The organism is Devosia subaequoris, from assembly GCF_014197055.1.
Classification (GTDB): domain Bacteria; phylum Pseudomonadota; class Alphaproteobacteria; order Rhizobiales; family Devosiaceae; genus Devosia; species Devosia subaequoris.
Genome location: NZ_JACIEW010000007.1, coordinates 162,276 through 174,761, shown reverse-complemented (window position 1 = coordinate 174,761; position 12,486 = coordinate 162,276). Strand labels below are relative to the sequence as shown.

Genomic DNA, 12,486 nt, shown 5'->3' with positions numbered 1-12,486 from the left:
TTTAAGACCTAGAGACCAATCCGCGCCCACCAGGCGCGATCTTCGAAGGAGGTGGTGACGTCCTCTACCATGCCCTGAGCCGAAAATCCCAGGCGGGGCAAAGCGAAGAAGGGGCGTTTGGGCGCGATGGGCTTGAGCACCACTTCGGGGCCAAAGCGCTCGCGCAGGACGGTGTGCAGATCGCCAATGGCGTCGACAAGGCCCAGTTCCACACCCCTCACGCCGGTCCACCATTCGCCGGTGAACAAAGTATCGTCGTCGGCCTTGAGCCGTTCTCCGCGCCCGGCCTTCACATGGTCGATGAAGACCTGATGGATGTCGAGTTCGAAGCGTTTGATGCGCTCCACGTCTTCAGCCTTTTCCGGCAGGAAGGGGTCGAGCGTCGATTTGTTTCGGCCCGCCGTATGCACGCGGCGCTCGATGCCGAGCTTGTCGATGGCGCCCACGAAGCCGAAGGTTGCCATGATGACGCCGACCGAGCCCACAATCGAGGACGGGTCGACAAAGATCTCGTCTCCGGCCACGGCGATAAAATAACCCCCCGAGGCAGCAGCGTCCTCAACGAAAACCAGCACGGGCTTGTTATGCTCGTTGGCCAGATCGCGAATGCGCTTTGAAATCAACCGGCTCTGCACCGGCGATCCGCCAGGTGAATTGATGACAACAGCCACGGCGGGCGCTGATTTGATGCTGAAGGCCTTAGCCAGCAGCGGTTCCACCGTAGCGATATTGAGTCGGCCGGGACGCTGTTCGGCGGCGATCACACCCTGCAGGCGCACCACCGGAACCACGGGCGGGCGATGGATCAGGCGACTCAGCCAATTGCGCTTGGTGCCTGCGGGCGTCTCGTTCATGTGTGCTCCCTTGCATGTTCAGGACATTTAGGCAGGCGGTGGCGCCATTACCAGTCCAGCACCGCCGCACCGCGCAAAATGGCGTCGAATTCGGGGGCAAAACCGTTGCCAAATTCGCCGTGCAGGGGTCGCGACGCCAGCAATCTTACAGGCGCCCGCGAGCCCTTTATCCCGCGCACAAGAATGCGAGTGACCGATTGTGCCGGCCGCGGACAGAGCGGCAGCACGTTGATGTCGCCAAAGCGACGATCGAAGGCCGTCAGGAGGGCCGCGAGACCTTCGGCAGGATAGATGAAGATTGCCCTGCCACCGGCGCTGGCGGCTGTCGCAGCGCATTTCACCCAGGTTTCAAGACTATCGGCGTCCATGTGCCTCGCATTGGCCCTCGCGGCATCGGGCGCTCGCGTGCCCTGCCCCGCACCGAAAAAGGGGGGATTGGCAATCACTACATCGTGGGCATTATCACCAAGACCAGCGGCGCGACGCTCAGCACCCTTGGAGAGAATGTCGAGCGCCAGCAGATCGGCACGGTCGGCGAAGCCATTTTGCACAATATTGTCCCGGGCCAACCCCAACGTCGCGTCGTCGCGTTCAACCAGACATGCCTTCTCCGCGAGCCCCATAGCCAGGGCGCTCAGCCCGGCCGCTCCCACGCCCGCCCCCATATCGAGCAGGTTGCGCGTGCCCGCAGGAACGGCGGCGCCGAGCAGGACACTGTCCAGTCCGGCGCGAAAACCGTTGCGGGGCTGCGACAGAGTGAGCCGCCCGCCCAAAAAGGCGTCGCGCGTGATGGTTTGATGTTTTACAAACTGGGCAGGCTGGTCTAGGGACATCGCAACCGGAAGGCTGGTTTTGCCCGACCATACATGGCTGGGCGCTACGGTCTCAACCCAAATTGCCCTTCAGGCATCAAGGACTTTATGGCGGTGTCAGTTCTGCCCCAGATCAATGAAGTGCCAGAGGTGAACCCGGTGGAGCGGCTGATAGCTGCCACCGCGGACGACATGGCGCGCGTCAACGCGCTTATTCTGGAGCGCGCCGAAAGCCATGTGGACATGGTGCCCGAACTGGCCCGCTATCTGATCGAAAGTGGTGGCAAGCGTTTGAGGCCCATGCTGACAGTCGCCGCTGCGACCCTGTTCGGCAAGGGCGATGGCAGCGCCACCAATTTCGCCGCCGCCGTCGAGTTCATGCACAATGCCACGCTGCTGCACGACGACGTGGTGGACGAAAGCGACATGCGCCGCGGCAAGCCGGCCGCCCGTATGGTCTGGGGCAATAAGGCCTCAATCCTGGTGGGCGACTTCCTGCTCGGCCAGGCCTTCATGATGATGGTGGAAACTCGCGACGTTGATGCGCTCGGAGTGCTGTCCGCCGCTTCTGCGGTGATGGCAGAAGGTGAAGTCTTTCAGCTCGCCAAAACGGGCGATCTCGAGACGACCGCCGCCGACTATGCCGAAGTGATCCGCGCCAAGACCGCAGTGCTGTTCGAAGCAGCCTGTGAGGTGGGCGCCATGTCGGGCGGGGCCGACGAGGCCGGTCGCAAAGCGCTGGCGCTGTATGGTCTGGAATTAGGCAATGCCTTCCAGCTTGTCGATGATGCCCTCGATTATGGCGGGCAGTCGGGTACGCTGGGCAAGAATGTCGGCGACGATCTGCGCGAGGGCAAGATGACCCTGCCGGTGATCCTGGCGCTGCAGTCCGCCAGTGAAAGCGAGCGCGCGCTGATCGCTGCCGCTTTGGGCAATGCCGAAGCCACCGACCTCGAAGTGCATCAGGTGGTGGCCATCTTCAACCGCTACGAGACGCTGAAGAAGACCCTGGAAAAGGCGCAGGAACACGCCAAGGCCGCCATCTCGGCCCTGGATCATCTGCCTGAAAGCGAGATGAAATCCATTCTGGCCGATGTGGTGGTCCACAGCGTCAGCCGCGCAAGTTAGCCCTAGAAGTTCTGGCGATAGCCGATCATCAGCCCCGAGCCGATCTGTCCAGCGACGTGTCCTGCGCTGATAGCGTGTTTGAAGCCAAGGCTGAGTGAAGCCTGGTTGGGCAGACTGGCCTGATAGGACAGCCCCAAATCGATCTCCCGACCCGATGATGCGAGCTCAGCGCTTGAGGTCTGGTTGACGATACTGCCATCGGCCACGCGCGCAACTGGCCGGGTCAATTCCACCGTGCCGGATTCGATTTTCAGGGGCTGCGACACTGACAGGGTCAGACGGTCGCCGGCGACGAGTGCATCGGCGAAACTGGCGCCGATCTCCATGCCGGAAAAGGTCAGGCCCGAAAGGTCAGAGACCAAGCTATTGCCGCCGCCCTGGCGCGCGACCGCGCCATATTCGAGGTGACCGAACAGCGACAGGCCCGGCGACATTGGCTGTTCCAGTGCCAGGCTCAGTGCACCGATGGCGCTTCCGGACCCAAAATCGAAGGCTGTTCCGCCATCGAGCCCCATCACCGCTCCCTCTTCCCCCGCCAAGGTAGCGCCGAGCCGGACCTGCCCGCTGCCGAGCGGCAGGGAGAGAGTCATGCCAGCTCCGGCCAGCGCGCCATTGTCTACCGCGCCGTGCTCGGCGGCGAAGCCATAGGTGGTCAGTTCGCCTGCCGCACCGACAGGGGCAATCGAAGCCACGAGTAGGCTTTCCCCGGCTATGGAGAGTACCGAGGTCTCCCCGCCCGCTCCGCCAAAGCCGGTCACGGTGCCGGCCAGGTCATGGGTGTGGGACAGATTAAGCCCATCATCTCCCTGATCGACGCTGGCCTGACCGGGAAGGCGCGGCAGCACAGTTGTCGGTGCTGTCTGCACCGCGCTGGCCGACGACACGGAAAAGGCGCGGTTGAGCGCATCGAACACCGCCATTTGCTGTGGCTCGAGCGCGCGGCTAAGAGAATCGCCAAAGCTTGCCGGCGCCACGATGGTGCTCTCGGACAAGCTATGGCGTTCCGCGCTGGCGACGCTGGAGCCGCTCAATACCGAGACCGAGCCGATTGGGCTGAGCGCGGCCCGAATATCCATCACGCCGTGGCCCCATTCGGTCGAATAGGAATGCGTAACACCATTGCCATAGTCGATCGTGCCGGCAAGTGGGACGCCCTGGGCGGCGAACCAGGAATTGTCTGCACTGGCCAGCAGGCGCTGCGCCCATTCGGACGGCGTCATGTCGGGAAATGCCTCGGCGAGCAAGGCGACAGCGCCTGAGACCTGCGGCGCGACAAATGAAGTGCCAAGGCTGCTACCATAAGCGCTATCGCTGCTGTTCCAGGCACCAGTGGTGATGCCGTCGCCAGCCAGACAAAATTTGGCTGCCAGACCGCAGGCCGCCGACAGCCGAACCGCCCGGGTAATGTCGCCGCTGCCATTGACCTCAAAATAGCCATTGGCTGCCGCTATCCAGGACTCCGCCAGACGCGGTTCGAAATAGGGCAAGGCGGCCATGACATCGCCGGAAGTAAAGCTGTTGCTGTTCGACAGCGCCCAGACAATGACGCCCGTGTTCTGGAAACTATCCAAAGCATCGATATAGCTCTGCCAATTGGCCGAGCCATGGCCGAGGGTGGCGTTCAGGCCTTGTGCAGTTGTGGCGCCGGGATTGTTCTTAAGGTAGGTGTCCAAGGTCAGGGACGAGACTTCGAACCCCCACGAATTGTTCTGTGCGACTGCATTCAGACTAGCGGACGCCAGAGTGCCGGCTGTGACATTGGCAATGCTGAACCCTGAGCCGGAGGGCGCAAAGGAGGTCAGGTGCAGATCGGCACCGGGTGCGACGCCGTGCATCCCCACCCCATCCTTCTGGCCCGCAGCGAGCGAGGCGACAAAGGTTCCGTGTCCCTTGTTGGGCAATATGCCGGTCTGCGTGATGGTCTTGCCGGCCAATTCCTGATGGGACAGGCGAAAGCCGTCATCGACAATGGCGATTGTCTCGCCCGTGCCCGTCAGTCCGGCGGAGTGAGCCCAGTTGACGCCATGCAGCAAGAAGGCCGCCGACTCGGTGCCAGTCGGCGTGACACCACACCCAACCGTGGCGCAGAGTGCATCGCTGGCACGGAACTCGGCCGAGGCGGCAAACGCAGCAGCTTGCGCGGCATTGAAGGTGACGCTGCGTGTGCCCCAGGTCGCGCCGGGCGCTGGCGTAAACACATAGCTTGGGACCGAACTGGACCCGCCGCCGCCCGAACCGCTGCTCGAACTGGAACTTGATGAGGACGATCCGCCGCCGGAGCAGGCGGCCAGCGCCATGGTCAGGCCGACCACCGCGATGGATTTGAGCAGGGTTGGGAAAGGCAATGCCGTCAGGATCCAGATAGCCAGAAAGCGCCGACTTCCGTCCGCACATTCAAAAATAAGATTCGCCCCCGAGATTTATTAGCAGAAGCCGCTAAGGCTCAAAACCGTCCAACCGTTTTATAGCGATCACATTTGCATCAAACAGGGGGTCAGATGGCCGGAGAGGATATCGCGGCGGCGGCGGTCCAGTATTCCGGATACCTCCGCCGAACGTGATTGGCCGCCTCATGCGCCTGACCCTCCGAGCCAAACAGGCCGAAGACCGTGGCTCCGGAGCCGGACATGCGCGACATCATGCAACCGGGGGTCTCGGCGAGTTCCTCGATAAGGATACCGATCTCTGGCACCAGTTTGACTGCTGGCGGCTGCAAGTCGTTGCGGGTTTCGTTGAGCCACAGGCCAAGCTGGGCCGGTCGCGTCAGGGGCTCGGGCAATGCCGGCAAAGAGTAGTTGTCATGGGCACGCAGGCGGCGAAAGACATCTGCGGTGGCCACAGCGACGCCCGGATTGACAACCGTCACATAGAGCCGGGGAAATGCTGGCAAGGGCGAAAGGATCTCCCCCACCCCCCGCGCCACCAACGGCCGCGAGAGCAGGCAGGCGGGCACATCGGCGCCCAGTGTTGCCGCCAGATCAGCCAGTTCCGCGACCGACACAGGCTCAGCAGCTCGGCTGGCCATGATGCGCAGCGCCGCCGCGGCATCGGCCGAACCGCCGCCAATGCCGGCGGCGACCGGCAGGTTCTTGACCAGATGCAAGCTAAGACCTGGTGGCGACAGATCCGGCCAGCGGGCGCGGAAAGCTGCTACGGCCCTGAGCACCAGATTGGTGGGGCCAGCACCGAGCCCTTTCGAGAACGGCCCGGATATGGTCAGACCGTCCTCGTCCGCCGGGGTCGCTTCGAGCTCGTCAAAAATATTAGCGAAGACGATCAGGCTTTCGAGATCGTGATAGCCGTCTTCGCGCCGATGTGTGACATGCAGCGCCAGATTAATCTTGGCGGGCGCCGTCTGAACAATGGCCTGGACCATGGGCGGGCTACTGGGTTTCGGAGGCGGGCGTCAGCCCCTCGGCCAGCTTGGGTCCAACCCGTTCAGCAACATTGCCCGTCTCGTCGACCGAGCGGGCGATGTTCCACTGGAAGCGCGCTTCGAGCTTGCGTCCAACCTTCCAATAGGCGTCGCCCAGATGGTCGTTGATCTCGGGGTCGTTGGGCAGCAGCATAACGGCGCGTTCCAGCGTTTCCACGGCCTCTTCCATGCGGTCGAGCTTGTAGAAGGCCCAACCCAGCGAATCGATGATGTAGCCATCCTGCGGCTGGGCGGCGACCGCCGTCTCGATCATTTCGAGCGCCCGCACCAGATGCATGTCCTGGTCGATCCAGCTATAGCCCAGATAGTTGAGGACCTGGGGCTGGTCCGGATTGAGATCGAGAGCCTTGAGGAAGTCGGCTTCGGCCTTGGGCCATTCCTTGGCACGCTCATAAGCAATGCCGCGGACATAGTAGAAGCGCCAATCGGCCGGGGACTCGCCGCCGGTGATCTCCAAAGCCTTGGTATAGGCCTCGGCGGCAGCCAAATAATCCTCGTCATATCGTAGCAAATCGCCCAGCACGGACACTGCATCGAGATCGTCAGGGCGCGTCGCGATGATGTTGTGGAGGCGGCGGATGGCCTCTGCACGGTCGCCGGTGGCATCCAGATTTTGAGCTATGCGTACGACGGCCATGGGCTTCATGGCCGAATTGGCCGGAATGGCGTCATAAATCTGGTTGGCGGCCTGGTGCTGTCCGGCAATGTCGAGCAATTGCCCAAGCGCCAGCGAGATCACATCGGCGCCGGGATCGAGATAGACGCCGAGCCGCAGGAAGACCAGGGCCAGATCGGAGCTGCCATCGCGCGACAGGGCCACCCCAATGCCGTGAAACATTTCGGCTGCGCCGATCTGCACGTTGGCGGCAAACACGCCAGGCCGCCGTCCGGCCTCGATCGATTCGCGGACGATTTCGATAATCGGGTGGGTCAGACCTTCGCCCTCGAAGGCGTCGAGCACGGCCACGGCCTCGTCGAAGCGTCCGGCATTGGCCAGCATGCGGGCATAGACTTCGGCCATGCGCGCCACATAGGGCTCCGCCTCAAAGGCGCGTGCGGCCAGCTCCAGTGCAAGTTCGGTATCGCCTGCGGCTTCGGCCATCAACGCGCGATGGAACACGAGGAATTCATCGAGCCCGTTGGCCCCAAGCTTCTCCATCAGGGCCTGCGCGTCGTCGCCACGATTGTCCCCGACCATCGCCCAGGCGCGCAATATGCCGGCGGTGATGCCGCTGAAACTGTCCTGCGAGATCTGGCCGAGCTGGCGCACGGCCGAACCATAGCGACGCTCCTTGAGCGCCTCGGAGGCGACGACAAGTTCGGCCAGTTCGTTAGCCGGATCGAGTTCGAGCATGCGTCGCGCCGTGGAGGCGGCCTTGCCGATCTGCCCATCGGTCGCCAGCGCCACAAAGGCTCGTTCTATCAGAATGGGATTGTCCCAGTCCGCTTGGGCCGCGTCAGAGAAATAGCGCGCGGCCTCGTCGGTCCGCAGATCTTTGAGCGCCTGCTGCCCTGCCATATAGGAGCCAGTAACACTGGGGCGGAACAGCTTGAGCATGTCCTGCGCAGCCTGCCGCAGCCCTGCGGATGCCTCGCTTTGTGCCGCAAGGGGGGTGGCCATAAGGGCAAGCATTGCAGCCACGGCGAGGCGCCATGCCGGTCGATTGGAAAGCAGGGTCACGTGCTCAAATTCTCCCTATGCCGTTGCCGGCGCGTGTGGGCGCAAAGATTGTCCGTTTTGCGACTGCGCCGCAAGGGCAGGGCCATTTTGCCCGGTCACATTCCGCTGTAGTTCGGCCCACTACCGCCCTCGGGGGGCACCCAAGTGATATTGCGGGCCGGGTCCTTGATGTCGCAGGTCTTGCAATGCACGCAATTGGCCGCGTGGATGCGGAACACCGGCGCGCCGTTTTCCTCAGCCATTTCGTAAACGCCGGCAGGGCAATAGCGCGGTGCGGGCTCGCCATAACGCGGCAGGTTTTCGCTGACTGGCACGGACGGATCTGCCAGCACGAGATGAACCGGCTGGTCCTCGTCATGGGCCAGATTGGCCAGAAACACCGAGGATGATCTATCAAAGGTCGTCTTGCCATCGGGGCGGGCATATTGGCGTGGTTTGACCTTGTCCAGAGTCTTGAGCTGGGCCGAATCAGGCGTACTCCAGCGCAGCGTGCCGAAGGGCGAAAAGCGCAGCAGGTTCTGGCACCACATATCGAAGCCGCCGAGGAATGCGCCGAGCAGTGTGCCGAACCGGCTCCAGAGCGGCTTGAGGTTACGGACCCCGGCCAGTTCTTTCTCGATACCGGTCGAAAGGACGTGATGGCCGAGATCGGCAATCCGGTCATGCTGACGCCCCGCGGCAATGGCATCGCCCACTGCGTCTGCCGCGCCGATGCCGGAAAGAATCGCGTTGTGGATGGCCTTGAGGCGCGGCGCGTTCATGAACCCGGCCGCACAGCCGATCAGTCCGCCCCCCTCGAAGGCGAGGTCCGGTACGGCCTGCAACCCGCCGGCAGTGAGCGCGCGCGCGCCATAGCTGATGCGGGTTGCCCCTTCGAGCAAGCTGGCAATGCGCGGATGAGTCTTGAAGCGCTGGAATTCGTCAAATGGCGAGAGTGTGGGGTCCGCATAATCGAGGTGCACGACCAGCCCGAGATAGAGCTTGTTGTCCTGGGCGTGATAGGCAAAGCCGCCGCCACCGGTCCGCTTGTCGAGCGGGAAGCCCAGAAAGTGGTCGACCCGGCCCGGCTGATGCCGGTCTGCCGGGATTTCCCAGACTTCCTTGATACCGAGGCCGAATTTCTGCGGGCTGGCATTCTTGTCGAGCGCGAAGTCGCCGATGATCTGCTTGGCCAGCGAGCCGCGCGCACCCTCCGCAATCAAAGTGTATTTTGCTTCGAGCGCAATGCCCTCAGCGTGTCCCGACTTGGGTTTGCCCTCTGCATCCAGACCAAGATCGCCGGTGATGATGCCGCGTACCGGGCCATCGCCGCTCCGCAGCACATCGACCGCTGCCGTCATAGGGAAAATATCGACGCCCAATTCTGCGGCCTGTTCGCCCAACCAGCGCACCAGATCACCCAAGCTGACGATGATGCCATTCTTCGTGCGCATCTGCGGCGGCACCAGCGCATGGGGGAAGGCGAAATCGGCCGATTGAGTGAGGAAGTGATAAGTGTCCCTGGTGACGTCGGGACCGACCGGTGCAGCCTTGAGCCGCCAATCGGGGATCAGCGCGTCAAGACCCACGGGGTCCATCACCGCGCCCGAAAGGATATGGCCGCCAATCTCGGCGGCCTTCTCCACGACCGTCACAGCGAGGTCGGGATGACGCTGCTTGAGACGAATGGCGGCGGCCAGACCGGACGGTCCGGCACCGACGATCAGTACATCGGTCGGAAGCGTTTCGCGATTACCGGCTTCTGCCATTGAAAATGCACCTTTAGGGCCTGATGTGCGACTGGTCGCCTCGAACGGGGTGTGACATAACGGGCCCAATGTCTCAAGATCGACCGCTCAACAATGCCGAACTGCTCTCGGTGCTCGACTGGTATCGGGCCGCCGGAGTGGATTTGGCCGTGGTTGATGAACCGGCCGATCGCTTTGCCCAGAAGCCACCTGCTCCGACCGCCATGCCGCCGCGTGCCCCTTTGCCCGGCGATGCACCCGCGGCGCCCCCGCCCCTTTCTGGTCCGGTTGGCGGCGACCCGAGCGAAGCACGCCAGTTGGCAGCTTCGGCCCAATCGCTCGACGCCCTGCGCACTGCGCTTGAAAACTACGATGGCTGCGGCCTGAAGTTTCGCGCCACCAGATTGGTATTTGCCGATGGCAATCCGGAAGCGAAGATCATGCTGATCGGCGAGGCTCCCGGTGCCGAAGAGGACCGGCAGGGCAAGCCCTTTGTGGGCCGATCGGGTCAATTGCTCGACCGCATGCTGGGCGCCATTGGGCTCGACCGCACCTCGGTCTACATCGTCAATACCGTGCCCTGGCGCCCGCCCGGCAATCGCACGCCGACGCCCGAGGAAATGGAATTGTGCCTGCCCTTCCTCAACCGGCAGGTGGAACTGGTCGCACCCAAACTGGTGATGACGCTGGGCGGCCCGGCCATGCAGACCGTGTTCAAAACCACCAGCGGCATTATCAAGATGCGCGGCAAATGGCAGGACGTGACCATCGGCTCCCATTCCGTGCCAGCTCTGCCCTCTCTGCATCCGGCCTATCTGCTGCGCAATCCGCCGGCCAAGCAACAGGCATGGCGAGACCTGCTGAGCTTCAAGCAGCGCGTGGAAGAACTCGGTCTCGCCTGACCCGCAATTCCTGACTATCCAGGGCAACTGAACGCGCTATGGTCGCGTTCGTGTGATTTGCAAGCTCTATCCGAAGGCCGAATAGCGTCATGGCTTCCGTCATCAAGATTTATGCCCTGTTCCTGGGGTCGGCCCTGCTCATGTTCGGTGGCGGCCTGCAGGGGCTTCTGCTGTCGGTTCGCGGCGCTGAAGAAGGTTTCTCGCTACTGGCACTTGGCCTGATCGGCACGGGTTGGTCGATCGGCTTCGTCGCCGGTTCACTGACGGTGCCGCTGGTCGTGCGCAAGGTGGGGCATATTCGCGCCTTCTCAGTGATGGCGGCCATCGGCACGATCACGATCCTGCTCAACCTGCTCTGGATCAATGATTTTAGCTGGATCATGCTGCGGGCGCTTTCCGGCTTCTGTTTTGCCGGGGCGGCGATGATTGTTGAGAGCTGGCTCAACGAGGTGTCCGACAACCGCAACCGTGGCACGATCTTTTCGATCTATGTGACCATCAACATGGCAGCCTCGACCCTGGGACAGGTTGCCATGTCGGTTACCGGCACGGCGGGCTACATACCTTTCGTCATCGGCGCAATCAGCTTTATCTGCGCGGTGTTGCCCACCGCGCTGACGTCGAGCCCGCAACCCCAGCCATTGCAATCGGCGCGGGTCGACATTGGCTTGCTCTATCGCACTTCACCAGTCGCCGCGATTGCCGCCTTCTCGGTCGGCATGGCCAATGGCGCATTCGGCACGCTGGCCCCAGTCTATGGGTACGAGCAGGGGCTGGATGCGAGTGGGATCGCCCTGCTGTTTGCCGTAGCGGCGATCCTCGGCGCGGTAGCGCAGGTGCCTTTCGGACGCCTGTCCGACCGCATCGACCGGCGACTGGTGCTGATCGGGCTGGCCGGATTTGCGGCCGTCGTCGGGGCGATGACCGTCCTGATCAACCCCGGCGCCGGCTGGGGCATGTATGTGCTCTTTGCCGCCTATGGCTTTGCGGCCAACCCCATCTATGCGGTGGCGGTGGCTCATGCCAACGATTTTGCCCGCGACGGTGATTTTGCCAAGATCGCCGGAGGCATGCTGCTGATCCTGGGCGTTGGCCTTGCCCTTGGCCCGGCGGTTGCCTCATTGATCATGGGGGCCTGGCAGCCTGTCGGCCTGTTCCTGGTCACGGCCAGCTTCCATGGTGCTCTGGCCGGGGCAGCCTATCTGCGGATGCGGGTGCGCAAGAGCGTGGATGCTGCTGAGCGCGCGCCGTTCCAGGCAATGAGCGATAAACAGGTGACACCCGAAACCTTTGCCCTCGACCCGCGCGCTGATATGGAGGCGGACGAGTTCACCACCGCCGGGGAAGCGCCGGTGCCAGAGGAACTGATCGAGACGCTGGAGGGTAATGGCGATGTTCAAAACGGCAAAATTTGAGGACCGGGACTTCAAGCCATTATCCATCGCCGTCATTGCCGTATCCGACACGCGTACGCTGGAAACCGATACCGGTGGCGCTCTGCTCAAGTCCCTGCTTGAGGCAGATGGGCATCAGTGCTTTGAGCGGCAGGTGGTGCGCGACGAAATTCAGCTCGTCCGCGCCGCAGTGCAGACCTATGTGGCCAACTCCAAGGTCGATGTGATCCTGACCACCGGCGGCACCGGGTTTTCCGGGCGCGACATCACGCCGGAGGCGGTCGAGCCACTATTCGATAAGCGCATGGAAGGCTTTTCGGTGCTGTTTCACCAATATTCGGCCACCACGGTGGGCACCTCCTCACTGCAGTCGCGCGCCACAGCGGGATTGATCGGCACCACATTCGTGTTCTGCCTGCCCGGTTCGCGTGGCGCCTGTCGCGACGCCTGGGAAGGCATTCTTAGCCACCAGCTCGATTACCGACACAAGCCGTGCAATTTTGTCGAACTGATGCCGCGGCTCGACGAGCGGTAAGTCGCGGCCCAACTAAA

Annotated in this window: 10 protein-coding genes; 4 read left to right on the top strand and 6 right to left on the bottom strand. The window is 62.8% G+C overall.

Features of this window, described 5'->3' with window-relative positions:
* Positions 1-8: 8 nt before the first annotated feature.
* The gene (locus GGR20_RS14500) at positions 9-854 is read right to left on the bottom strand and encodes a S49 family peptidase (RefSeq protein WP_183312091.1); all 846 of its coding nucleotides are present in this window, start codon (positions 852-854) and stop codon (positions 9-11) included.
* A 47-nt stretch (positions 855-901) separates the two neighbouring features.
* A complete protein-coding gene (locus tag GGR20_RS14495; protein WP_183312090.1) occupies positions 902-1,687 on the bottom strand; it encodes a tRNA1(Val) (adenine(37)-N6)-methyltransferase in 786 nt (261 codons plus the stop codon).
* Between the two features lie 87 nt (positions 1,688-1,774).
* Between GGR20_RS14495 and GGR20_RS14490 the strand changes: the two genes are divergently transcribed.
* Positions 1,775-2,794 carry a polyprenyl synthetase family protein gene (locus GGR20_RS14490; RefSeq protein WP_183312089.1) on the top strand — a complete coding sequence of 340 codons (1,020 nt, stop codon included), beginning with the start codon at positions 1,775-1,777 and terminating at the stop codon, positions 2,792-2,794.
* 2 nt (positions 2,795-2,796) lie between these two features.
* On the opposite strand, the gene GGR20_RS14485 is transcribed toward GGR20_RS14490, so the two are convergent.
* From GGR20_RS14485 to GGR20_RS14470, 4 genes are all read right to left on the bottom strand, one after another.
* Positions 2,797-5,139, bottom strand: a complete 2,343-nt coding sequence (locus GGR20_RS14485) for a S8 family peptidase (RefSeq protein WP_183312088.1) — start codon at positions 5,137-5,139, stop codon at positions 2,797-2,799.
* A gap of 149 nt (positions 5,140-5,288) precedes the next feature.
* Positions 5,289-6,170: a 4-(cytidine 5'-diphospho)-2-C-methyl-D-erythritol kinase gene (locus GGR20_RS14480; protein ID WP_183312087.1), complete on the bottom strand. Its 882-nt coding sequence runs from the start codon at positions 6,168-6,170 to the stop codon at positions 5,289-5,291.
* A gap of 7 nt (positions 6,171-6,177) precedes the next feature.
* Complete coding sequence (locus tag GGR20_RS14475) at positions 6,178-7,911, bottom strand: tetratricopeptide repeat protein (RefSeq protein WP_183312086.1); 1,734 nt, start codon at positions 7,909-7,911, stop codon at positions 6,178-6,180.
* Positions 7,912-8,006: 95 nt separating this feature from the next.
* The gene (locus tag GGR20_RS14470; protein ID WP_183312085.1) at positions 8,007-9,659 is read right to left on the bottom strand and encodes an electron transfer flavoprotein-ubiquinone oxidoreductase; all 1,653 of its coding nucleotides are present in this window, start codon (positions 9,657-9,659) and stop codon (positions 8,007-8,009) included.
* A 68-nt stretch (positions 9,660-9,727) separates the two neighbouring features.
* Here GGR20_RS14470 and GGR20_RS14465 point away from each other — a divergent pair, with 68 nt between their 5' ends.
* From GGR20_RS14465 to moaB, 3 genes are all read left to right on the top strand, one after another.
* Positions 9,728-10,540: a uracil-DNA glycosylase gene (locus GGR20_RS14465; protein ID WP_183312084.1), complete on the top strand. Its 813-nt coding sequence runs from the start codon at positions 9,728-9,730 to the stop codon at positions 10,538-10,540.
* Positions 10,541-10,629: 89 nt separating this feature from the next.
* Positions 10,630-11,955, top strand: coding sequence for an MFS transporter (locus tag GGR20_RS14460; RefSeq protein ID WP_183312083.1), 1,326 nt, complete (start codon positions 10,630-10,632; stop codon positions 11,953-11,955).
* Entirely contained in the window at positions 11,933-12,469 is a 537-nt protein-coding gene (moaB, locus tag GGR20_RS14455) for a molybdenum cofactor biosynthesis protein B (RefSeq protein WP_183312082.1), read from the top strand. The genes GGR20_RS14460 and moaB overlap by 23 nt, the downstream gene beginning before the upstream one ends.
* The last annotated feature ends 17 nt before the right edge of the window (positions 12,470-12,486 follow it).

Bases quoted from the DNA above. Each gene is read 5' to 3' on its own strand.
- GGR20_RS14465 (WP_183312084.1), top strand. From the start codon at position 9,728: ATGTCTCAAGATCGACCGCTCAACAATGCCGAACTGCTCTCGGTGCTC.
- GGR20_RS14495 (WP_183312090.1), bottom strand. From the start codon at position 1,687: ATGTCCCTAGACCAGCCTGCCCAGTTTGTAAAACATCAAACCATCACG.
- moaB (WP_183312082.1), top strand. From the start codon at position 11,933: ATGTTCAAAACGGCAAAATTTGAGGACCGGGACTTCAAGCCATTATCC.
- GGR20_RS14460 (WP_183312083.1), top strand. From the start codon at position 10,630: ATGGCTTCCGTCATCAAGATTTATGCCCTGTTCCTGGGGTCGGCCCTG.
- GGR20_RS14470 (WP_183312085.1), bottom strand. From the start codon at position 9,659: ATGGCAGAAGCCGGTAATCGCGAAACGCTTCCGACCGATGTACTGATC.
- GGR20_RS14500 (WP_183312091.1), bottom strand. From the start codon at position 854: ATGAACGAGACGCCCGCAGGCACCAAGCGCAATTGGCTGAGTCGCCTG.
- GGR20_RS14490 (WP_183312089.1), top strand. From the start codon at position 1,775: ATGGCGGTGTCAGTTCTGCCCCAGATCAATGAAGTGCCAGAGGTGAAC.
- GGR20_RS14480 (WP_183312087.1), bottom strand. From the start codon at position 6,170: ATGGTCCAGGCCATTGTTCAGACGGCGCCCGCCAAGATTAATCTGGCG.